Source organism: Pedobacter cryoconitis (genome assembly GCF_014200595.1).
Lineage (GTDB): Bacteria > Bacteroidota > Bacteroidia > Sphingobacteriales > Sphingobacteriaceae > Pedobacter > Pedobacter cryoconitis_C.
On the sequence record NZ_JACHCG010000007.1, the window covers coordinates 131,953 to 155,514 of the forward strand.

At 39.2% G+C, this 23,562-nt stretch carries 23 protein-coding genes; 11 read left to right on the forward strand and 12 right to left on the reverse strand.

Annotation, left to right across the window (positions count from 1 at the left end):
* Window positions 1-180 precede the first annotated feature (180 nt).
* Window positions 181-1,275, reverse strand: coding sequence for a redox-regulated ATPase YchF (gene ychF / locus HDE70_RS26615; protein ID WP_183867345.1), 1,095 nt, complete (start codon window positions 1,273-1,275; stop codon window positions 181-183).
* Window positions 1,276-1,407: 132 nt separating this feature from the next.
* Between ychF and HDE70_RS26620 the strand changes: the two genes are divergently transcribed.
* Window positions 1,408-1,890, forward strand: a complete 483-nt coding sequence (locus HDE70_RS26620) for a DUF5362 family protein (protein WP_183867346.1) — start codon at window positions 1,408-1,410, stop codon at window positions 1,888-1,890.
* Between the two features lie 27 nt (window positions 1,891-1,917).
* Here the strand turns inward: HDE70_RS26620 and HDE70_RS26625 are convergent, their stop codons facing one another.
* The 8 genes from HDE70_RS26625 to tatA form a co-directional block, all read right to left on the reverse strand.
* Complete coding sequence (locus HDE70_RS26625; RefSeq protein WP_183892348.1) at window positions 1,918-2,604, reverse strand: YgaP-like transmembrane domain; 687 nt, start codon at window positions 2,602-2,604, stop codon at window positions 1,918-1,920.
* 2 nt (window positions 2,605-2,606) lie between these two features.
* Window positions 2,607-2,852, reverse strand: coding sequence for a hypothetical protein (locus tag HDE70_RS26630; protein ID WP_183867348.1), 246 nt, complete (start codon window positions 2,850-2,852; stop codon window positions 2,607-2,609).
* Window positions 2,853-3,057: 205 nt separating this feature from the next.
* Window positions 3,058-6,207 carry an efflux RND transporter permease subunit gene (locus tag HDE70_RS26635; RefSeq protein WP_183867349.1) on the reverse strand — a complete coding sequence of 1,050 codons (3,150 nt, stop codon included), beginning with the start codon at window positions 6,205-6,207 and terminating at the stop codon, window positions 3,058-3,060.
* Window positions 6,208-6,237: 30 nt separating this feature from the next.
* Window positions 6,238-7,341 (reverse strand): efflux RND transporter periplasmic adaptor subunit, encoded by a 1,104-nt coding sequence (locus tag HDE70_RS26640; protein WP_183867350.1) that lies wholly within the window; start codon window positions 7,339-7,341, stop codon window positions 6,238-6,240.
* 7 nt (window positions 7,342-7,348) lie between these two features.
* Window positions 7,349-8,638 (reverse strand): TolC family protein, encoded by a 1,290-nt coding sequence (locus HDE70_RS26645; RefSeq protein ID WP_183892349.1) that lies wholly within the window; start codon window positions 8,636-8,638, stop codon window positions 7,349-7,351.
* Between the two features lie 69 nt (window positions 8,639-8,707).
* Window positions 8,708-10,072 carry a sensor histidine kinase gene (locus tag HDE70_RS26650; RefSeq protein WP_183892350.1) on the reverse strand — a complete coding sequence of 455 codons (1,365 nt, stop codon included), beginning with the start codon at window positions 10,070-10,072 and terminating at the stop codon, window positions 8,708-8,710.
* Between the two features lie 8 nt (window positions 10,073-10,080).
* Entirely contained in the window at window positions 10,081-10,812 is a 732-nt protein-coding gene (locus HDE70_RS26655) for a response regulator transcription factor (protein ID WP_311676447.1), read from the reverse strand.
* Window positions 10,809-10,970, reverse strand: coding sequence for a twin-arginine translocase TatA/TatE family subunit (tatA, locus tag HDE70_RS26660; protein WP_111634333.1), 162 nt, complete (start codon window positions 10,968-10,970; stop codon window positions 10,809-10,811). Before tatA ends, HDE70_RS26655 begins: the two co-directional genes overlap by 4 nt.
* A 219-nt stretch (window positions 10,971-11,189) precedes the next feature.
* On the opposite strand from tatA, the gene HDE70_RS27380 reads away from it, so the two are divergent.
* From HDE70_RS27380 to HDE70_RS26700, 10 genes are all read left to right on the forward strand, one after another.
* On the forward strand, window positions 11,190-11,528 hold the full coding sequence (locus HDE70_RS27380) for a DUF1016 N-terminal domain-containing protein (RefSeq protein ID WP_260162106.1): 339 nt from the start codon (window positions 11,190-11,192) through the stop codon (window positions 11,526-11,528).
* Window positions 11,518-12,207: a YhcG family protein gene (locus tag HDE70_RS26665; protein WP_260162107.1), complete on the forward strand. Its 690-nt coding sequence runs from the start codon at window positions 11,518-11,520 to the stop codon at window positions 12,205-12,207. The genes HDE70_RS27380 and HDE70_RS26665 overlap by 11 nt, the downstream gene beginning before the upstream one ends.
* A gap of 165 nt (window positions 12,208-12,372) precedes the next feature.
* Entirely contained in the window at window positions 12,373-12,819 is a 447-nt protein-coding gene (locus HDE70_RS26670; RefSeq protein ID WP_183867354.1) for a KTSC domain-containing protein, read from the forward strand.
* Window positions 12,820-13,023: 204 nt separating this feature from the next.
* Entirely contained in the window at window positions 13,024-13,650 is a 627-nt protein-coding gene (locus tag HDE70_RS26675) for an alpha-ketoglutarate-dependent dioxygenase AlkB family protein (RefSeq protein WP_183892351.1), read from the forward strand.
* A gap of 129 nt (window positions 13,651-13,779) precedes the next feature.
* Complete coding sequence (locus tag HDE70_RS26680; RefSeq protein ID WP_183867356.1) at window positions 13,780-14,382, forward strand: TetR/AcrR family transcriptional regulator; 603 nt, start codon at window positions 13,780-13,782, stop codon at window positions 14,380-14,382.
* Window positions 14,383-14,454: 72 nt separating this feature from the next.
* Window positions 14,455-14,892: a DoxX family protein gene (locus HDE70_RS26685; RefSeq protein ID WP_183867357.1), complete on the forward strand. Its 438-nt coding sequence runs from the start codon at window positions 14,455-14,457 to the stop codon at window positions 14,890-14,892.
* A 54-nt stretch (window positions 14,893-14,946) separates the two neighbouring features.
* Window positions 14,947-15,549, forward strand: coding sequence for a hypothetical protein (locus HDE70_RS26690; protein WP_183867358.1), 603 nt, complete (start codon window positions 14,947-14,949; stop codon window positions 15,547-15,549).
* An 89-nt stretch (window positions 15,550-15,638) separates the two neighbouring features.
* A complete protein-coding gene (locus tag HDE70_RS26695; protein ID WP_183892352.1) occupies window positions 15,639-18,068 on the forward strand; it encodes a PIG-L family deacetylase in 2,430 nt (809 codons plus the stop codon).
* Between the two features lie 11 nt (window positions 18,069-18,079).
* On the forward strand, window positions 18,080-18,211 hold the full coding sequence (locus tag HDE70_RS27385; RefSeq protein ID WP_260162108.1) for a hypothetical protein: 132 nt from the start codon (window positions 18,080-18,082) through the stop codon (window positions 18,209-18,211).
* The gene (locus HDE70_RS26700) at window positions 18,208-19,929 is read left to right on the forward strand and encodes a sodium:solute symporter (RefSeq protein ID WP_183867360.1); all 1,722 of its coding nucleotides are present in this window, start codon (window positions 18,208-18,210) and stop codon (window positions 19,927-19,929) included. Before HDE70_RS27385 ends, HDE70_RS26700 begins: the two co-directional genes overlap by 4 nt.
* Here the strand turns inward: HDE70_RS26700 and HDE70_RS26705 are convergent.
* The 3 genes from HDE70_RS26705 to HDE70_RS26715 all read right to left on the reverse strand — a co-directional run bounded on the left by HDE70_RS26705 (window position 19,898) and on the right by HDE70_RS26715 (window position 23,509).
* Window positions 19,898-21,916 (reverse strand): tetratricopeptide repeat-containing sensor histidine kinase, encoded by a 2,019-nt coding sequence (locus tag HDE70_RS26705; protein WP_183892353.1) that lies wholly within the window; start codon window positions 21,914-21,916, stop codon window positions 19,898-19,900. The genes HDE70_RS26700 and HDE70_RS26705 overlap by 32 nt on opposite strands.
* A 151-nt stretch (window positions 21,917-22,067) precedes the next feature.
* The gene (locus HDE70_RS26710; protein ID WP_183867362.1) at window positions 22,068-22,415 is read right to left on the reverse strand and encodes a hypothetical protein; all 348 of its coding nucleotides are present in this window, start codon (window positions 22,413-22,415) and stop codon (window positions 22,068-22,070) included.
* Between the two features lie 86 nt (window positions 22,416-22,501).
* Entirely contained in the window at window positions 22,502-23,509 is a 1,008-nt protein-coding gene (locus tag HDE70_RS26715; protein ID WP_260162109.1) for a type IX secretion system membrane protein PorP/SprF, read from the reverse strand.
* Window positions 23,510-23,562 lie beyond the last annotated feature (53 nt).

Genomic DNA, 23,562 nt, shown 5'->3' on the forward strand with positions numbered 1-23,562 from the left:
ATTCGTTAAAGGTATGGAGGTTGATTAGAAAATAACAAATGATTTGCAAATAGCCGGATTGCTATTAAAGGAAATTTGCAATACCCACAAAGGACTATGGATAAATCTGCCTCAGGAGACCGCAGCTACAATAACTCCGGCCTGCCTGAACAACAGGGCCGGAGCTCATTTATAAATTAATTATACGTTGAAACGGAAGTGCATAATATCACCATCCTCAACTACGTAAGTTTTACCTTCAACACCAAGTTTTCCGGCATCCTTACAAGCATTTTCTGACCCTAAAGTAATGAAGTCATTATATTTAATTACCTCAGCACGGATAAATCCTTTTTCAAAATCTGTGTGGATTACACCGGCAGCCTGAGGCGCAGTAAAACCTTTAGTAATTGTCCATGCTCTTACTTCCTGAACACCTGAAGTGAAATAAGTATATAAGTTTAACAAACGGTAAGCCGCAAGGATCAGTTTATTTACACCAGATTCAGTTAATCCTAAATCAGATAAAAACTCCTGACGTTCTTCATAGCTTTCTAGTTCAGCAATTTCAGATTCAATTTTAGCAGAAATAATCAATACTTCTGCGTTTTCGCCTTTTACATTTTCCTTTACCAGGTCAACATAAGCGTTTCCGTTAATTACAGAATTCTCATCTACATTACAAACGTACATAACAGGTTTCTGTGTTAACAGTCCTAAATCCTGGATAAAGTCGAAATCTTCTTCAGTCAAAGCTGCCGAACGAACAGATTGTCCGCTTTCCAGATGAGGTTTGATCACACTTAGAATTTCGAAAGTCTTTTTAGCTTCTTTATCTGTTTTAGCCAGTTTCTCCACTTTCTGGATACGTTTTTCTACCGTATCCAAATCCTTAAGCTGTAATTCAGTATCGATAATCTCTTTATCACGGATAGGATCAACAGAACCATCCACATGGATTACATTTCCATCGTCAAAACAACGAAGAACGTGAATGATTGCATTAGTAGCTCTGATGTTTCCTAAGAACTGGTTTCCCAACCCTTCACCTTTGGATGCACCTTTTACCAAACCAGCGATGTCAACAATTTCGATTGTATTCGGAACTACGCGATTTGGTTTTACCAGCTCAGCAAGCTTGGTTAAACGCTCATCAGGAACCGTAATGATACCAATATTAGGTTCGATTGTACAGAAAGGAAAATTTGCAGCCTGAGCTTTTGCGTTTGATAAACAGTTAAATAAGGTGGATTTTCCAACATTTGGTAAACCAACTATCCCACATTGTAATGCCATGAATGATTTTTTTCTTGATTTGGCGCAAAGGTATCAAATTTTTTAAATCCATCCCGCAATAAACTTGTGGTACACCCAAATATTCTTTATGTTTAAAAAATTAAAATAGATTTTTCAATACAATACAAGATCATGGACAACTTTGAAGAAATAAAACCAGAATTGCAGGAAGATGCGGAGGTTGATGCATTATGGATTACCGAAGATATACGCAGTTATATCTATCAGGCGGCGAAGTGGACAAGATTTCTATCAATTGTAGGCTTTGTATTCGCAGCTATGTTTGTGATGTCTGCGTTTAGCGTAGGGGCGATCTATTCGACTTTAAGCTCAACTATGCCGGGTAACCCCTTACTAAAATTAGGGCCAACTGTACTCACTGTCTTTTATCTGTTAATCGGACTTTTACAGTTTTACCCTAGCTTTTTACTTTATAAATTCTCTACTTCGGCTAATAAAGCTGTTTTATTTGCTGATCAGCCAAGCTTAGGCGAAGCCATAAGCAAATTGAAATCATTCTTTAAATTCTGGGGAGTACTGACTATCGTACTTATCGCAATGTATATTCTGATGATTATCATGGTAGTCGCTTTTGCAGGACAAGCACCAGCTTAATCATTTATAAAATTACCTGTATAAATATTATACAGGTAATTCTACCTGGTGTTTGAAAGTTTTAATTTCCTTAGTCAGCAAATGCTCTAAATAAGGGTTTAATAACCTGGCGACACCTATTCCAAGACCTCCAGCGGGTGGATGATAAGAAATAACAATCTTAAGAACAGTACCCAATCCATCCGGAGTCTCTTCAAATTCTACTCTTCCAACATGACGCAGTACAGAATCAGCAGTTGATTTCCAGCCGATCAAATGTCCCGGTTCATCTTTTACAATCTCTGCCTTCCAGTCAACCGGGATTAAATTTCCCAGCACCTTACTCTTCCAGAGTGATAAATGTTCATCGATCATCTTCACGTCCATCAGGTAATTCAAACTTCCTGGCAGGTTTTTCAGATTTCTCCAGTAACTGTATACTTCGGCAGCAGGTCTGTCGATCACAAACTCTCCACGCACATTAATTGCCTGTGGTCTTCTGGCATCAATACCTAATTGCTCGTAGAACAGACAATGTCCGGTAAACCCCCGATAGGTAAGGTAGGCGCCGTATAAAAACCTTGGTCTGAAAGGATTGCTCAAACTTCTGCTTAATAAAACAGCCCCGGCAAATACAGAAACAAACCGTTCTGTTAAACCCACATTAGAATATTCATGTTTTTCAATAGAGAACCTACCTGAACGTAATTTAAGATGTGTCTTTGGCGCTTCCATAGTTATGATTTATTTTCAATTTTATATCCAATACTGTCAACATCTTCCTGACTCAGTTCGCCCCACATTTGCTCCCATTTACTATCCTCGTCTTTTCTGATCTGGGTAAGCTGCTGACCTTCCGATTTACAGATAAAATACTCCACCCCATCGCTTGTTTCATCTGGTTGTACCTGGATGGTTTGATTTGCTCCATTTATTGCTGCTGTAATTTCAAATTCCGGATTGTGTAATTCTAAATCTGCCATAGTTTAATTGCTTATTCTAATTACTTAACACCTCAACCGCGGTACTGTTTCACAAAAGATGCATAAAAATTAAAAAGGGGTAGCCGCTTTCGCGGTACCCCTTTAAAGTGTTTGCACAATTGAGCTTCAAAAATCTGCCAATCCTTTGGCTCAATGCAAACACAACCCTAACCAACTGAAAAAAAAGTTTTTAGGATTGCGCACCTTAATGATGCGCTACTCCTGCCGTATCCCTGGTTTCTGTCAGGTGTCTGGCTTTTTTATGATAAGCCCAATAAAATACAATCGGGTAGACAAACAAACTGAATAAAGTATTCGTAATTAAACCTCCGATTACTACAATCGCTAAAGGTTTTGAAGCCTCAGAACCAATTCCTGTTGACAATGCAGCAGGCATAAGGCCGATTGCGGCCATCATGGCGGTCATAATTACCGGACGCAGCCTGGTGGCAATACCATCCTTCAAGGCATCAGGAAATGACCAGGTGGGGTGGTACTTCAGCTCCGCTATATTTGACTTGAACTTCGTCAGTAAAATCACCCCGTTCTGTACGCAGATCCCAAATAAGGCTATAAAACCGATACCTGCCGAGATGTTAAAGTTGACGCCAGAGGCAAGCAGGGCTAAAACCCCTCCAACCATTGCAAAAGGAACATTGTTCAGTACCAGCAATGAATCTTTAATATTCCCGAATAAAACAAACAGGATAAAGAAGATCAGCAATAAACTGATTGGAACTGCCTGAGACAATCTTGCAGTTGCACGCTGCTGATTTTCAAAATCTCCTGCCCATTGTAATTTATATTCTTTAGGCAATTTGATTGCTGCGTTTACTTTTGCCTGTGCTTCTGCAATAGTACTTCCCATATCTCTTCCTCTGATCGAGAATTTAATCGCGCCATACCGCTGGTGTTTATCACGGTATATAATACTCGGGCCAGTTACTTTTTTAATCGTGGAAATTTCACTCAATGGTACTTTTGCACCCGAAAGACTTTGTATTCTCAGGTTACCAATAGATTCCTCATTTTGTCTGAAGGAATCCGGATACCTGATCCTCAGGTCAAACTTACGTTCACCTTCATAGATCTGGGTCGCTGCTTTTCCACCGATTGCCATTTCAATAACCGCGTTCGCATCTTCAGTTCTTACCCCATAAAGTGCCATTTTAGTCTGATCAAGATTGATCTGCAATTCAGGCTGTCCTAAGTTTCTTAAGATCCCTAAATCTTCAATTCCTTTCACTGTTTTCAGGATATTTTCGATCTTCTCTTCCTGTTTCTCAATGAAATGGAAGTCATTACCAAACATCTTCACTACGATTGATCCTTTTACACCAGAGACCGCTTCTTCTACGTTGTCAGAGATTGGCTGAGAAAAGTTAAGACTAATCCCCGGATAACCTTTTAACCGCTCTTGCATGCGCTCAATCAGCTGCTCTTTACTCTCTTTACGCTTCCATTCATCCTTCGGATAAATATCAACCAGGAATTCCATATTGTAAAAACCAGTAGCATCTGTACCATCATTAGGTCTTCCGGTTTGAGAGACCACTTGTTTGACCTCATCAAAGTGAAGGAAGATCTTGCGGATCTCATTAGATAGTTTTTTAGTTTCATCTAAGGATATACTCAGCGGCGCACTTGCACGAACATAAATAGAGCCTTCATCAAGCGATGGTAAAAACTCTGTACCCAGGAATTTGAAGCTGAATAAACCTAAGACCAGAATAACCAGTGAAATTCCGAATACCAGTTTTCTCGCTTTGAAACAGGTATTGTAAAACCTGATTGTTCCATTGGTAATTGCACGCAGAAAGAAATTGTGTTTTTCTTTTACATTTTTATTTAACAGGACACTTGCCAGTGCAGGTACCAGAGTAAAAGTGAGGATCAATGCACCCAGTAAGGCAAAACTTAATGTCCATGCCAATGGTGAGAACATTTTCCCCTCAACTTTCTCAAAGGTAAAAATAGGTAGTAACCCTGTAATGATAATTAGTTTGGCAAAGAATATACCTTTACCATTCTCCAAACAAGCTCTTTTAATGATCCCGAGTTTACTCAGGCCATTGAATCTTTGCATTCCGGTAGCCTGTGCACGGTGGTCCAGGGCAACAAAAATCCCCTCGACCATCACCACGGCCCCATCTATAATAATACCGAAGTCAATCGCCCCCATCGACAATAAGTTGGCAGACATTCCCTTTAATTTCAAACAAATAAAGGCGAACAGTAAAGCCAGGGGAATGATAATCGACACAATCAGCGTAGTCCGCCAGTCTGCCATAAATAAGAACACAATAACGGTAACGAAGATAATCCCCTCCATCATATTGTGCATTACTGTATGGATTGCAAAGTTAACCAGGTTCTCTCTGTCATAGAAAGTACTGATCTTCACATCCGGCGGCAGGATATTATCATTGATATCTTTAATCTTCTCTTTTAACCGGGTCAGTACTTCGCTCGGGTTTTCGCCTTTACGCATAACTACAATCCCCTCAACGACATCGGGGTCATTATCGCGGCCTACTTGTCCTAATCTTGGTAAAGCGCTCTCTGTGACGTCGGCAATAGTTTTTACATAAACTGGTGTTCCGTTTACATTGTCTACAATCACATTATTGATCTCATCAATGTTATTGAGTACGCCAATTCCACGGACTACATAAGCCTGACCACCCTGGTTGATCACATCACCACCTACGTTGATATTACTTTTTGATACCGCGTCGAAAAGTTCAGAAGCAGTTACGCCATATTGTATAGATTTCTGTGGGTCTACGGTGATCTGGTAGGTTTTAACCTCTCCACCAAAGCTCACTACATCGGCGATGCCAGGTACAGAAAGCAACTCTCTCTGAACTACCCAATCCTGCAATGTTTTTAATTCCCGGATTGATTTCTTGTCACTTTTTAAAGTGTAACGGAAAATTTCTCCCGTTGGCCCGTATGGCGGTTCAACCTCAGGATTTACACCTGCGGGGATATCTGCTTCAGCAATGTGATTGTTTACCTGAACTCTCGCAAAGGCATAATCTACATCATCTTCAAAGGTTATTTTAACGATAGATAAACCGAATAGTGAAGAAGAACGGATACTGGTTCTTTTCTCAGTCGGGTTCATCGCTATTTCAAGCGGCCTGGTCACAAACTTTTCTACCTCTTCGGCACTACGGCCCGGCCATTGTGTAATGATCGTAACATTCGTATTGGTTACGTCTGGAAAAGCCTCGATGGTGGTGTGCTTAAAGCTCAGGTAACCAGCCACGATCATCACCAGGGTAGCAAAGAAAATGAAGATCTTGTTTTTTAGGGAAAAACCTATGATCGTCTTAATGAATTTATTCATTATAGTGGATTTTTATCTGGTGTAAGAAAATTAGTCTTTAAGGCTTTCATAAAGGAATACTTGTTTAGAGGCAACAATACGGTCACCTGGTTGAAGTCCTTTGCTGATATAAGCCTTATCGCCTGATTTTCTCCCTATTTCTATTTCTTGTATACGTACTTTTTTTACTTTATCCAGTACCAGTACATAATTTTTATTTTCGTCAAAAATGATGTTGTTCGCATTGATAGACGGCAGGTTCACATCAGATTTTGAAGCAATCTGTACCGTGGCCATCATGCCTGGTTTTAATAAATAACCAGGATTCGGAATGCTTACTCTGGCATGCATTACTTTACTGTCTTCGTCAAGGATATTGTAAATCTTATCAATCTTTCCTGTGAAAACTTTGTCAGGGTAGGAGAGGATAGAAATTTTTACCTCATCACCTTGTTTAACACTGGAAATATCAGATTCATAGATATTGATCAGTCCCCATACAGTCGATAAATCGGCTACGGTAAACAAACTCTGGCTATTGTCTGGTCTGAGCTGCATATTGCTGTTTACATTTTTCTCAATGACGAATCCCGAAATCGGTGATTTCAAAGTATAAGTTCCATTGGTGCTGCCACCGTTCAGGTTCAGCACTGCTTTACTGCGTTTTTCCTCTGCTTGTTTAACCAGGTAATTGTTTTTAGCTTCTTCCAGATCTCTGGCAGATGATAAGCCGCTTTTATATAAATCTTCAGCAAGTTTCATGCTTCTTGCTGCGTTTCTCAGCTCGGCAGAAGAGCTGATCGCTTCTTTATCAAATCCGGCCATTTCAGCGCTTCCCATAGTAGCTAATACTTGTCCTTTAGACACGCGGTCACCCAGTTTAACTGGAACTGAACGTACATTACCACTTACCATCGGAAATATTTTCGCTGTGGTTTCTTCATTTGGAGCTATCTTGGCAGAGAAGCTTAAATCGGTTTCACTATTCGGGTTTCTGACCGTGTCAATCAGTAATCTGTGGATCAGGGAATCAGTAACGACGAATTGTTCATCTTTAGGCGGTTCTTTAACGTGTTCTGTACAACTTTGTAAAAATACCAAAGCGGCTATTACGCCAATGGTCAGCCTGGTAAATTGTTTGGTTTGGGTTTGCATGTTTGTATTATTTGAAAATTGTAGTACCGGTTACATAATTGATTTCTTCCTTGGCATTCATTCGCTGGTATTTCAGGTCATTCATTTGCAGCGTGCTTTCTTTGTAGGAGTCATAGAAGTCCATAAACTCCAGCAGGCTCAGGTTTCTGCTTTTGAAGTTCTTAATCACTTCGCCGATCAGTTTATCAAAGTCACTGCTAAAGCTTTTATCGAAACCTTTATACAGGCCCTCTGTTCTTAAAGCTGATTTATAGCTGTTGAAGACTTCATTTTGTAAGGCAGATTCTTGCTGGTTCAATTGGTTTTTTCCAGCATCAATAGCAATTTTCGCTTTTTTAATCTCTCCCTGGTTTCTGTTAAATAAAGGCAGTGGGATATGCATGCCTAGTCCGGTATAATTATTCGGATAACTTCCTTGCAAATCGTAGGTTAAAGAAAATTGTACATCAGGTACGGCATTCGCTTTTTGTACGCTGAGTGCTTTTTGTGCGTAATCAATTCCGGTTTGTGTCATTTTCAAATCCGCACGGTTAGTACGGGCTGAATCCAGCAGGTTGGTATAAACTGCTTTATCTAATTGATAAGCTTGTTCTTCTGAAGGATCCATAACCAGTTCAAGATTTGCATCTGGTTTAAGGTTGGTCATCAGTTTAAGGTCTGTTTCCATATCCTCAATACTGTTTTCCAGGTTATTGTACTCTGTTTGCAGGCTGTATACCAGCGATTTGATCCTGATAATATCTTTCATCGCCAGATTTCCCATTTTCAATTGCTGTTCTGAAGCAGAAAGCAGTTTTTGCAAAGAGCCTATTTGTTGTTGATAAAGCTTTGCAGATTGTTGTGCGAAATAAGTTTTATAGAAGTTAGAGCGCAGGTTAAATCTTAAAGTGCGCATCAGATCGAAATATTGGTATTCTGCTAATTTTACACCTGATTTAGCGAGCTGAATATTTTTATTTCTTTTTCCTGCGAGTTTAACCAGCTGAGAAATAGAGGCCTGATATTCTCCGTTTGTTTTAGAAGTCTCGAAGAACCTTTTAGTTTTAGAGTTATATAACTGGGTTTCTACATTTAATTCAGGATTATCAAAAAGTTTGGCAGTAATGATTTCTGCCCTGGCCTGATCTGTCTGATAGTTTTGGGCAATTAATTGATAATTGTTCTGTATAAATAGCTTTTCTGCTTTGGGCAGACTGATTTTGAGCGTGTCAGTTGCCTGAGCTGCTGCATTTTCGGAGAAGCCTAGCAGAGCGAAGCCGAAGATTAACAGTTGATATTTCAGGAAGTTAGAGGTCATTTGCTTAATATTTTAAACAAATCTAATTTCGAGAAATTAAAGGTGAATTAAAGGGGTATTAAAAACTGATTAAAATGAATGAAATTCAATGCGGAAAGTAGTGCCGATAGCATTAGATGACGTTACTGTGATTTTTCCGTTAAACAGCGTAATGATTTTATGTGCCATATATAAGCCCATGCCATTACCCGCATGTTCTACTTTATGTGAAGAACTGTAAAATGGTTTGAAGATTTCCTTCAATTTAGCTTCAGGTATGCCTACGCCATGGTCACTGATGGTTACAGTCATTCCAGCAGGAGAAATATCCAGATTGCAGCTTACTTGCTGGTCATCTGAAAATTTAAAAGCATTGCTGATGATATTGTCCAGGGCGATTTGTAGTAAAGTAGGATTTGCAGTAATGATTAACGGGGCATCGTCTGTCATCGGCAGATTTGTCATTTCTACCAGCAGTTTGTTTGGGCCTTTATGCTTGTTCCATTCTGCCTGCAACTGCCAGATCAGTTCATCCATACGGATCTGCTCAGCGAGTGAAGAACTATATTCGAGATCAGCTTGTGCGAGATTAAAAAGCGCAGTAATTATATTTTCTAATTTTTCCGCATCTTCCAGTACCGAGTGAAGTGCTTTTTCATAATCTTGTTTCTGGCGTTCTTTGGAAAGTGCAATTTCAGCTCCGATAATCATCCTGGTAACTGGTGTCCGCAGTTCATGAGAAGCGTTGGCAACAAATGTCTTCTGCAAAATAAAAGAGTGTTCCAGATGCTCCATCAGGTTATTGAAATTCTGTGCGAGTAAAGTAATTTCGTCTTTATTCGTTCCTTCTTCTACTCTGAAATGAAGATTATTCGACTTGATTAATTTGACCTGGTCAATGAATACATCAAGCGGAGATAATATTCTTTTAGCGATCCATCTGCCAGAAAGCAGCAGGCCAAGAAAGATGATGATGAATACACCAATCATCACTTTCAATAATTTATGGATTCTTAGCGTTGTACCTTGATCTATCGCAGAGGCGAGGATCACAAAATCACCCTGATTGTCTTTATAGAAAATTCCGACTACCTGTCTTTCTCCTTCTTTGAAACGTAACTTTCCTAATTCTCTTACCTTATCAATAGTCTGGCTGCTCCAGAATTGCTGGTCATCGCCAATAAAAGCGGCACTGTTGCGCTCATTGTAAATGCGGATAACTTCTCCGTTCAGCTTTTCCAGATATTGTGTCCTTACTTTATTTAAAGCTTCATCCGAAATTTCATCTGCTTCGAGGTAGAGTTTGGCCGTAACCATAGTCCGGTCAGTCAGGCGGTCAAAAAACTCAGACTCCATCACTTTTTTGAAGGTGAAATAGGTAACTGATAATACACATAACAGTGTAATTGTACTGATCAGCGTGAAATATAAAGCCAGGCGGTCTTTGATTTTCATGGAATTGTTTACTTCATGATATAGCCCATACCAATTTTCGTATGGATTATTTTCTTGTCAAATCCTTTTTCGATCTTATTGCGCAGGAAGTTTACATAAACATCAATCACATTGGTGCCGGTATCAAAACTGATATCCCAGGCATTTTCTGCAATGTACTGTCTGGATAAAAGACGGTTTGGGTTTTTAAGGAAGAGTTCAAGCAGCGTGAATTCTTTTGCGGTAAGTGTAATGTCTTTACCTGCACGCTGAACAGTTTTGGAATAGGTATCCATCAGGATATCTTCAAAACTAAGGGTGTGTTTAAGCTGGCTTTGTACGGTTTGCTGTCTTCTGAGCATCGCCTCAATACGGGCCAGTAATTCTTTGAAGTGGAAAGGTTTGACCAGGTAATCATCCGCACCGGAATTGAGTCCCAGTACTTTATCATCAATGGAACCTAATGCAGTTAACATCAGGATCGGAACTTCTTTATTGGTTTGTCTGATCTGACGGCAAACTTCAATCCCGTTCATTCCGGGCATCATGACATCGAGGATCAACAGATCGAATTGCTCTTCCTGAAAGGTATAAAGGGCCATTATGCCATCAGGGATAGTAGTGACATTATAATTATGTTCTTCCAGTCCGGTCTTAACCAGGCTGGCTATTTTTACATCATCTTCTGCTAATCCGATATTAAACATTTGCTGCTCAGGGTTTGTTGAGCCACAAAGGTAACTATCTAAATCCAAACTCATTCATTCCCTTTTTGACCGTCTTTAAACTCTTTAACGCCCTGGCCCAGGCCTTTCATTAGTTCAGGAATTTTTTTACCTCCAAAAAGGAGTAATACAACGACCAGGATAACAAGGATTTCTGGTGTGCCCAATGCGGCTAAAATAGGGTGCTGAAGCATATTATTTTGGTTAGTGGTTTAATTTAAAGCCTGTCCGGGTTTTATAAATATGGCCCGGACAGGCTTATGGTGTGTTTTGTTTGAGCAAAAGTAAAATGGGGTAATTAAAGTCTTGTTAAAACTGGATTAAAATGGGGTTAAAATATTATAAATTAAGGGGTTTGTTTGTTTTGTGAAATTAAATTAACTCCAGTTAAGGGATGTGGGGTAAATTGAATTATGAGTAATTACATAGAAGAAATCAAGTTAATCTTAAGTAAGGCAAGGCAGAAAGCTTATACAGCTGTAAATACAGCGATGGTTGATGCATATTGGCTAATAGGTAAACGTATTGTAGAACAAGAGCAACACGGAGAAGAAAAAGCAGTTTATGGAGAAGCGATATTGAAAGAACTTTCTAAGGCTTTGACTTTTGAATTTGGGAAAGGGTTTTCATATGCGAACCTTCGTAATTTCCGGCAATTTTATCTTATTTATCCTGAAAATGAGATTTGCTACACACTGTGTAGCAATTTGACATGGAGTCATGACAGGCTTATTATGAGGATTGAAAATTAGGGATGCAAGAACTTATTATTTAAATGAAGCGTCAGCGCAAGGTTGGAGTGTTCGTACTCTTGAACGCAATATTAATACATTCTATTATCAAAGACTTTTGTCGTCGGATAATAAGCCTGGGAAATTAGGAAAAAGCCAACAGTTAAAACAAAGTCCGGAAGATTTTATTAAGGATCCATTTATCTTTGAGTTTTTAAATATTCAACAGTCAACTGCTGTCAATGAGTCAGAAATTGAAGCTGCTTTAATTGAAAATCTTCAGCAATTTTTATTGGAATTAGGAAAAGGCTTTACTTTTGCTGGACGACAATTTAGGATTGGTACAGAAACCGAACATTTTTATGTTGACCTGGTTTTTTATAATTATCTGCTGAAGTGTTTTGTTTTGATTGATTTGAAAACTTGTAAACTTACGCACCAGCACGTTGGTCAAATGGATATGTATCGTCGTATGTTTGAGGATTTAAAGAAGCCAGAAGGCGATAATCCAACAATTGGTATCATTCTTTGCACGGAAAAAAGTGAGACGGTGGTTAAATATTCAGTAATTAATGATAACCCGCGGCTTTTTGCAACCAAGTATATGAGGTATCTCCCTACAGAAGAAGAGCTGATTGCAGAAGTTGAGCGTGAAAAAGTAAAATTAAATCTGTTTAACAGTGACAAAGAAGTGGATTAAAAGCCTGATCAAACCACATTAAAATATTGTTAATCACTATTAATCAAACCTTAATCTTTCTTTCCCATATAAAATTGTACCTTTGCAAAATTGTTAGCCATTATTATGGGTTGATCCTGAATTTCAGCCTGTTAAATGTCGACAATAATTGCATTAAATATATTTATGAAGAAGATTGTCGATTACAGAAAATTGTTAGGTGTTCAAAAAGATGCCGAGCTAAAAGAGCTTAAAACTGTTTACAGAAATTTAATGAAGGAATATCATCCTGATAAATTTCAGGAAAGTGATGAGGCTAAATTAGCTGCTGAAACAAAAAGTAAAGAAATTATTGAAGCCTATCATTTCCTGGTTAGCATTGCTCCTGAAACACTTGCTGGCTCAATTGAAGAATATACAAGTACAATCACTTCATGTGGTATTGCTGATTATAACTGGGCTGGCCTGGTACTTACAGTTCATTTCCTTGATGGAAGCGGATATGAGTATTTTGAAGTTCCAAAAGCAATTTATGTGAAATTGGTCAATGCAGATTCTCCAGGAAGATTTGCACGTCGCCATATCTTTAATTCTTTTCCTTACAGAAACATAGTAAAATTAGAAACAGCTTAATCCCTGTTCTGATTTAACGAATAGATTCACTTATCCTGTTTGAACAGGGTAAGCTATACCCATCGGTCAGCGTGCTTTTTGTAGCCTCCTATAAAGAACATACTGGCCGATAATTTTAGTATTTTCCCTCAACAATATGATCTGGATGATTGTTCAGCATAAAATACGTTATTTGATGGTGCAAAGTATCTCAATTCGTACCTTATGCAACATCTGATTGACGCAGATCACCACAATATCCTTCCATCACATGGAGAGGCAGTGTTATTCCCCGATTTCTTTACCACACAAGAAAGCGATACTTATTTTGACCACTTTAAGAATGATGTTTCCTGGATACAGGAACCTGCTCTTCAATTTGGTAAAAAGAGAGTACAACCCCGTTTGACTGCTTTTTTGGGAGATGAACATGCCGAATATCATGCTGAAGGCTTAACCCTGAAAGCCCAATACTGGACAGTGCCTTTGTTAAGTATCAAAGCGAAGCTTGAAGCTAAATTTGAGACTTCATTTAACGAATGTTTACTGAATTATTATCGGGACGGAAAAGATTACATGGGGTGGCACCGGGATAATGCACACGCATTAGGTGAATATCCTGTTATTGTTATGGTGAGTTTTGGAGCAACGAGAATTTTTCAGTTCAGAGATTATAAAGAAAAGGTGCCTGTGATTTCTTTAGAACTGGATCATGGCAGCGCTCTGCTTGTGAAAAAACAAACTCAGGAGTTTTGGGAACAACGTTCGCCAAAAACAACACGCGCTTTAACCCCAAGAATTAATTTAACTTTCAGATTGGTGCTGAAAAAGGGATTTTCTGATCATCTCTAATCATTCCTTCACAAACTATCAGGTTCATCAATCTGCGATTGTTGCAGCTAAGTCAAAATTCCCCGTCCTTTTCAAAATGATAAAATAATAGGCTTATATTTGCTAACGGTGTTAACTTAGGTAGATTAAATGGGAATAGTGGAGCGCAAAATGCGTCATAAAGAAGAAATCCGTACTGGAATTCTGGGTGCCGCATGGCATATGGTAGTAACTGATGGCTGGCAATCACTTTCCATCCGGAAGATCGCTGATGCGATAGAATACAGTATTCCGGTGATCTACAATCATTTTGAAAATAAAGAAGCAATACTGCTTGAATTCTCCAAAGAAGGCTATCAGAAATTGGCTTTAGCCTTACAGGAAGCGAAAAAATCGGTGGCTTTACCAGCAGATCAGCTCGAAGTGATGGCAATTGCCTATTGGGATTTTGCTTTTGAAAACAAAGAGTACTATCAATTGATGTTTGGTCTGGGAATTCCAGCCTGTGAAATGGTCAATCAGATCACAGAAATCAAGGAAATGACTAGTATCCTGGTTTCTACTATACGGGAAGCTTTAATTCAGAACAAGAATGAAGAAGCTGATTATTTCCTGAAATATCATGGCTACTGGTCTATTCTGCATGGCCTTGTTTCTATACAAATGATTGAAAACAGTGGTAAAACTGATGCTTTTAAAAAGATGATTTTAAAGGATGCCATCAGCGGGTTCTGTAAATCCCTGGCACTATAAGAAGCGGCAGGATTGTTGTTGGTTCAGAGAAAAATATTAAGTTTACGCTTAAATTAAAACTCATACAGACCAATGAACAGATTATTTAACACCAATTACAATCACAGAGGCCTTGATTTTGTTTTACTGATCTTAAGGATTGGTATCGCAGGCCTGATGCTTTCTCATGGAATACCTAAACTTGAAATGCTCCTTGCTGGTGGTGAAATCAAATTTATGGATCCTATTGGTCTTGGTAATACTGCAACATTAGCTTTAGCTGTTTTTGCAGAAGTAATCTGTTCTGTATTGATTCTTTTGGGGCTTGCAGTACGTTTAGCTGTTTTGCCGTTAATGGTCACTATGCTGATCGCTATCTTTATTGCCCATGGGAATGATGGACTAGCAGAAAAAGAGCTGGCTATTCATTATCTGCTCACTTACATTGTATTACTATTTGCCGGTGGCGGAAGATTGAGCATCGATAGTTTAATCAGTCAGAAGTCTGCCAGATCAAGAAGAGGTTACTAGCTGGACAATAATTTCAGGTTAAACCGTTATTAGTAGAATATTAAAGACATACATATGAAAAGGATAGTATTGATTTGCCTGACGGTAATGACAGTGATGGGATGCGGCGTGAATAAACAAGCACAGCAAATCAAAGCACTTGAAAATTGTAAATACAGAATCGTTTCGGCTGAGAATCTTTCAGTGGCCGGAGCAGATGTGAAAAAAATAGTGAATGGTCAGGATATCAATCTGGCGAGTCTGCCAGGTTTGGCATTTGGCCTTTTAAGAAGAGATGTCCCTTTTCGTGCAAGACTAAATATGGAAATTTCTAATCCATCGGGTAACCTTGCTGCAATCAATCAGTTTGAATATAAAGTACTGATCAATAAACAAGAACTGGCTAATGGTTTTGTGAATCAGCAGGTAAGTATTCCCGCAGGTCAGTCTGTAGTAGTACCAGTAGATTTAAATGTGAACGTTTACCAATTTATCTCTAATCAGAAAGTGATGTCCGAAATCTCAGATTTTCTGCGTGGCGGTGCAAATGGCGGTTCAGAAAGAAAAGGATTGGTAACACTTAAAATCAGACCTAGTATTATGGTAGGAGGGGTTTTAGTGAAATATCCTGGTTTTATCAGCATTGATAAAGAAGTGAGCAGTAAAATCCTGCTATAATTTGACAACATTGTTACCAATATTTATTTCCAAATAAACGGATAGACAGGGTTATTTTAATTATTTTCGACAATTGATCTAACCCTGTTATGCGGAATCGTCTGTTTTTTCTTTGTTTACTATCCTATGCCCCATTTTTTGGAAAAGCCCAGCAAGTTGAATTAAATGCTGCGGAAATCAGGCAGGGATTAGCCAGTTTAAACGTTACTGGAAGTGTTTTATACATTGCTGCACATCCTGATGACGAAAATACCCGGCTATTGGCTTATCTCGCTAAGGAGAGAAAAGTAAGAACAGGTTATTTATCATTGACCAGGGGCGATGGCGGACAAAATCTGATTGGTACCGAACAAGGAGAACTATTAGGATTGATTCGTACACAGGAACTCTTAGCTGCAAGGCGGATGGATGGTGCAGAACAGTTTTTTACCCGGGCAAACGACTTCGGTTTCTCTAAAAATTCAGCAGAAAGCTTTAAGATATGGAATAAAGAACAGATCCTTTCGGATGTGGTCTGGGTAATCCGTAAATTTCAGCCAGACGTGATTATTACCCGTTTCCCGGAAGATGCACGTGCAGGTCATGGGCATCATGCCGCTTCGGCAATTCTTGCCAGAGAAGCTTTTACCGCCGCCGCAGATCCCGGACGTTTTCCTGAACAGCTTAAACAAGTTAAAGTCTGGCAAGCGAAACGGATTTTATGGAATACCTTTAATTTTGGGTCTACCAATACTACTGCTGATGATCAGCTGAAAATCGACGTTGGTGTTTTTAATCCTTTATTAGGTAAAGGTTATGGTGAAATTGCAGCCGAAAGTCGCTCTAATCATAAAAGCCAGGGCTTTGGATCTGCAAAACAGCGTGGCTCAGCTATAGAGTTTTTTAGCCCGGTAGGTGGTCAGGCAGCCAAAACAGATCTTTTTGACGGAGTGGACCTGAACCTCGATAGAAATAAGGGAACAGAAAAAGCACAGCAAATACTTAATGGAGTGATTGCTGACTATGATTCTTCAGATCCTTCAAAATCCATCAATGCGTTATTGCAATTAAAAAAAGAGGTCAAAGATTTGCCTTTTAAACATCAGCAGCTGGATGAACTGATTTTGGCCTGTGCAGGCATCTGGATAGAAACTACGGTTCCAGAGCCGTCTTATGCCATTAATGATTCAATCCCTGTCACGATCAATGCAATATCAAGAGTACGGAAATATTTTCCGATCAGGATCTCTTTACAAGAATTAAATCCGGACCATACGGCAGAACTGACCCCTGATCGTATGCTAACTGAAGAAACTAAGATTGCAGCTCGTCAAATCGGTTTGACACAGCCTTACTGGTTGGAGAAAAAGCATCCTATAGGTAGCTATATCATTGATTCTTTAAAAAATCTGAGTTTACCCGAAGCTGTGGCCCCATCTGCCGGAGTGTTCAGGGTATTGTTTGGCAATCAGGCTATTGAAGTTACACGGCCACTGGTCTATAAACATACGGATCCGGTAAAAGGAGAACTCTATCAGCCTTTGGTGGTTGCACCTCCTGCTACAGCTACGCTGGCCGAACATTCTTTTGTATTTACCAATAATTCTCCTAAAACAGTTACTGTACAGCTAAAGAGCTTTGAAGCAAATGCTAAAGGTGTGCTTCAGCCGGCTATTCCTTCCGGATGGAAAGTTACTCCGGAAAATGTTGATTTTGAACTTCGTGAAAAAGGGGAGGAGAGAAACGTTGAATTCACAGTTACACCTGCTGGTCAGATTTCTGGTGGTCAATTTTCTTTATCCGTAAAGGTGGATGGAGAAACCTATCAAAAGGGGTTGAAGGTGATCGGATATGATCATATTCCTGTACAGACTTTGTTTCCTGTAGCAGAAGCCCGTGTAGAAAGAGTTGACTTGAAGTTTGCCGGCAAAAAAATAGGATATATCGCAGGAGCCGGAGATTTAATCCCCGAGTCACTGACACAAATCGGCTACCAGGTGACCAGGCTAACTGAAAATCAGGTGATCAACGGTAATCTTGCTGGCTATGATGCGATTATTACTGGTGTACGTTTATATAACATCAATGAAAAAATAGCACTCATGCAACCAAAGCTGATGAGTTATGTTAAAGATGGTGGCGTTTTACTGGTTCAGTACAATGTGAATACGCCGTTGAAAATTACAGATCTGGGCCCTTATCCTTTTCAGCTTAGCCGTGACAGGGTTACTGAAGAAGATGCAAAAGTTACTTTCCTGAAACCTGCTCATCCGGCATTAAACTTCCCTAATCAAATTACAGCGAAAGATTTTGACGGCTGGATTCAGGAACGCGGTTTATATTTTGCCACTGGTATTGATGCACATTATACCCCGATTTTGCAGATGAATGATACTGGAGAACAGGCAAGCAATGGTTCATTACTAGTTACTGATTTTGGAAAAGGTAAATTTGTATATACTTCTCTGGCCTTTTTCAGAGAACTGCCAGCTGGTGTTCCCGGGGCATACAGATTATTCGTAAACCTGATCTCTAAATAATACAGCACAAAATGAAAACTGAAAAACGCAGCACTGAATTGCCACCTTTTGTGAAAAGCTGGAAACAGTTTTACTGGTTGCTTGCAGGCTGGCTGGTTTTCCTGATCCTGTGCTTTTACCTATTTACCCGATACTTTGAATGAGTTATATTGACTGGGCAGTTTTATGCTGTACACTGATTGCAATTGTCGCTTATGGCGTTTACAAAAGCAGGGGTGCAAAAGACATTGATGGATATTTATTGGGGAACCGGTCTTTGCCATGGTACAGCGTATGCCTGTCTGTGATGGCTACCCAGGCCAGTGCCATTACTTTTTTATCTGCTCCTGGACTGGCTTATTCTTCAGGAATGAGCTTTGTACAATTTTACTTTGGTTTGCCACTGGCCATGATTGTGCTGTGTGTAACCTTTGTTCCTATATTTCACAGGCTAAAAGTTTATACAGCTTACGAATATCTGGAACAGCGGTTTGATTTAAATACCAGGGCATTAACTGCTTTTCTGTTCTTAATACAAAGAGGGCTGTCCACAGGGATTACTATTTATGCACCTTCTATTATCCTGTCTACTATTCTGGATATCAATACAACCTATACCACTTTAGTTATTGGTGGTATTGTGGTCGCCTATACCGTTTATGGAGGTACCAAAGCTGTTTCCTATACACAAATGCTGCAAATGAGTATTATCTTCTGCGGATTATTTGCAGCGGGAATTATGGTTGTTCATTTACTTCCGGGAAATATCGGCTTTGGTAAAGCTATTAGTATCGCCGGAAAGATGGGCAGAACCAATGCGATAGATTTTAAGTTTGACTGGAATAATCCTTATACCGTCTGGAGTGGATTAATAGGTGGTTTTTTCCTCCAGCTATCTTACTTCGGAACAGATCAGAGCCAGGTTGGCCGGTACTTAACCGGTGCATCGGTCAGCGAAAGCCGGCTGGGGTTACTGATGAACGGACTGGTGAAAATACCAATGCAGTTTCTGATCCTTTTGATCGGGGTATTGGTTTTTACTTTTTATCAGTATAATAAACCGCCGGTATTCTTTAATAGTTTTGAGCTGAATAAACTGGAGAAAAGTAAATATAATCCGCAGCTGAACCAGCTGAAAAAGGATTATGAGAAAGCCTTTGAAGAGAAACAAACCGAGGTTAATAAATTGGATGCTGCTTTAGACCAGCAGAATAAACCAGTAATTGATCAGCAAAGAATTGCATTAAAGAAAGCTGATGAACAAACCAAGGTTGTTCGTAAGCAAGTCACCGATCTGATGCTGCAAAATGATCCCGGTGCTGATGTTAATGATAACAATTATATCTTTCTAAGCTTCGTGACCAAGTATCTGCCTAAGGGGCTGATAGGGCTGCTCATTGCAATTATATTCCTGGCTTCTATGGGTTCTACTGCAAGTGCGCTGAATTCACTGGCCTCTACCAGTGTAATTGATATTTATAAAAGATTGATCAATAAGAATGCGACCGAACAAAACTACTTGAAAGCATCAAGGTGGTCAACGGTCATCTGGGGGCTGGTTTGTATTGCAATGGCCTTATATGCCAGTAAAATAGGGAACCTGATTGAAGCTGTTAATATCCTGGGTTCTTATATCTATGGAACTATCCTTGGGGTATTCTTAGTAGCTTTTTATTTAAAACATGTCAATGGCAGAGCCGTGTTTTACGCCGCTATTGCAACTGAAGTTGTGGTTTGTATTTGTGGTTATCAGAAAGTTGTCGCTTATTTATGGCTGAACGTGATCGGCTGTTTACTTGTCGTATTGCTTTCTTTGTTGTTTCAGGTGTTCGTAAAGAAAAAAGTGGAAACTAGTAAAGGGGAAGTTCCACATAAAATATAGAACCTTTGCCCGCCTCGCTTTCTACCCATATCTTTCCACCATGTGTCTCAATAATTTGTTTAGAGATAGCCAGCCCCAGTCCAAAGGGCTGTTCGCCCGCTGTACCAGATCTTTTGGCCTGACCAAACATGTCAAAGATCTTGTCTTGAATAGCGGTTGGCACGCCTATGCCATGATCCGCTACAGCAATTAATACGGAGTCCTGCTTTTCTTTCATACGCACAGTAATCGTAGCTGATTCGGGACTGAACTTAATCGCATTACCAATCAGATTGCTCATTACCCGCCACATTTTCTCCATATTCAGTGGAATAGTGACCTGTTCTGCATGCAGAACCAATTGCTGGTTTTTCTCCTTTGCTTTGTGGCGGAGCAAGTTCACACAGTAATTTAGCAGCACATATAAATCAACAGGTTCTTTCTGAAGATTTTCTATTTTGCTGTTTGATTTTAACAAGTCATTCACCAAAAAGAGAGAGTTTTGTCCTGAAGTCTTAATCATACCCAGCATTTCCAGATCATCTTCAGAACGCCCTTGTTCTGTGAGCATTAAATTAGCGATGGAAGTGATGTTCCCAATCGGGTTCCGAAGATCATGCGCCACGATCATCATTACCCTGACATTTTCTTCCTGACTTTGTTCCAGTGAATCCAATGTCTGCTGCATATTTATATTTTGTTCACTGATTTGTTTATTCAATTTCCTCGAACGTTTCAGGTTATGCCAGATAAAAAAGAGAATAATCATAACCATCAGCATACAAATAATTGCAGCTGAGAGATAGGCTGTTTTTAACTGATTGTCCTTATTTAACAGAGTCATCCGGTACTTTTGTGCAGTATCTTTAAAAGCCTGGTCTATATCTATATTCTTTTGATGTTTATCAATCTTATAAATGGAATCGCGGCCTTTATGATACTTTTTCAGATAAGGATAAGCTGTTAAAGGTTCTTTTCTTTTATCATGATATTCATACCTCAGTCTGAACCAGTTTAAACGGGTATCAAAGTTCAGTTGATTCGTACCTGCTTTACTGGATAAATAAACCTGCAACTCATTCAAAAGGCGATCTGCTTTTTCAAAATCTGAATGCCTGATATACAATTCTGCTAATTTAAGTTTAGCAGTTTGCGCATCCTGAATATCATAACCCGGATGGTCATTAATTGCAATACTCTGTGTCAGGTATTTTTCGGCCTGGTCATAATTGTTGTTTTTGGAATAGATCCCCCCGAGATTGCCATAGATTACCCCGCTGGCAGAAGAGATGAAAGTTTCCCTTTTGGGAAAATGACCCTTTTTTTCTGCGATAAATGTTAAGGCTTTCTGGTAATAAAAAATGGCACTATCAGGATGACCCGACCTTTCAAAACACATAGCTATGGTATTCATGTAGGCTTGCGGAGAAATAAAGAGGTAATCAAATCCCATGTTCGGTTTGCAGTCTTTATTTTCCTCGATAGCTTCTTTAAAATAGGGAATAGCCTTGTGATATTGTTCCTGTGAAAATCTCACTAAGCCCATCTTATTGCTGAAAATAGAGAGCGAACAATCTTCCAGGTTCTTTAGTGCAAAAGACCTTCCATCATAATAGCTTTTAAATGCTTCAGTATACCTTTTTTCTGCCATGAACACTTCCCCAAGAAAGAAAAGACCATTTGCGTATTCTTCTTTATATAGTGTCTCCCGGCCTTTTAAAATATGAAATATACTATCGGTATAGAGCCGGGCTTTATCTGTATCGAAATCATAATGCAAGTAAATGTTAATCAGGTTTTCATATTTTCTATAAGTGTCTTTAACGCCCGGATTTGCGAAGGAATGGTAAGCAGAATCCAGATATACCGCAGCTTGTTTAGGCTGGCCATTGCCAATGAAGGTGGACGCCTGGTTGATTACTGTATCAAAATGTGCTTTATGATTCTGAGGCGGCTCAGGTACAGGATTGCAGGATACAGCGATTAGGGTATAGGCTAAACACAGCAATAAAATTAGGCTTTTACATATTCCTTGAGTACGGCGGGTAGATTGGAAGAACATGATATAGGTAGGGTAGTTAATGTAATGGGAAGTTATACATTAATCATTCCATTTGATAGGAATCTCTGAAAGAGTTTATCTCTTTCAGAGATTCGGGTTAATTAAAATCTAATAATGGTTGTTCATAAATATTCAGCGTTGTGGGTGTCCCATTGTCCGAATACGTAATCTTAAGTGTTGCCAAACCTGAAGAAATAAAGCCATTGGTAACTGTTGCAGGAAGAGATTTCTGCTGAATGTTATCATACAGTTGAATTACTTCGATTTTGCCAGTGCGCCTTTCTCCGAAGAGAGCAATTCTAAATTGCCCGTATTCTATATCGCCGAAATAAACCCTTTCTCTTTTTGATTCTGCAAAGGATCTGGTTTTAGCATTTGCAGTTTGTATGGAAAGAGATCCAAGCATACTGCAAACTAATACTGATGTTAAAATTAATCTTTTCATATATTCTTCTTTATCTATATTGAAGATAATGAATTTTAATTATTGTTAAAGTAGTTGTTGATTGATTATTTTAAAATTCACTTTAATTAAAAATAGCGGGGGTTGCTTGTTCTTTCTCCTCTTCTTTTGTTAAACAACAAGTATCCAATAGAGATTTCATGTGTACCGCTTTGATAGTTGGCCAGTTTACTTGTTGTAAAGTCATAAGCATAGCCTAAACGTAATCTGTCGGTTGCCATAACTTCTGCCATTATACTAAAAGCATCTGCATTTTCTAAATTACTCTGCAAGGCGCTTTTGCTCCATAAGTTAACTCCTGTACGGTAAGAGCCGCCTAACCAGAAGCGATCAGCATATAAAAAGAAAACATTGAAATCAAGATTGGTTGGCCCTTTAAAATCGTCTTTGATCATAATTGAAGGTTTCATTTTGATATCTTCTTTTAAGGTCAGCATAGTACCCGCTGTAAAATAATAATGGCGGGTTTTCTTAATGGAAAGGTTGCCGTAGTCATTGCTTCCTATAAATATATTGTCATACATATTGTTTGGAAACAGATCCAGTACCGATAAACCGGCATAGAATGTTGGATTATAATAGTAGATACCAAAGTTGGCATTAGGTTTCAGTGTACTCACTTTACCAATCGGGATATTCGGATCATTCTGGTCAATAGGTGAGAATTTGTTCCCATCAATGGAATATTGATTAACCCCGATACCCAGTCCCAGAGATAACCTGCTATCATCTTCATCATTCAATCTTATTCTATAAGCATAGGAGCCATAGAATGATAAAGATTGCTGAGGCCCTAATTTATCATATAATACCTGGGCACCCAGTCCTACAGTTTTACTACCGGATAAGTTTGCCACTCCGTCTATCGAAGCCGTTCCTGTTTCCGGGGCCCCGGGGAAACTGACCCACTGTTTCCGGTAGGTGGTATTCAGATACATGTCTTCTTTGTAACCCGCATAAGCAGGGTTGACGCTTAAACCATTAAATATATACTGGCTGAACTGTATGTCCTGTTGCGCAGTAGCTACCAGACTGGAAGTTGTCAAGAACAACAGCAAAAATAGTTTCGATCTCATTAATCTAACCTTTCTCATAATATAAGTCTTTATAAGAGTCCCGGTAACCCCGG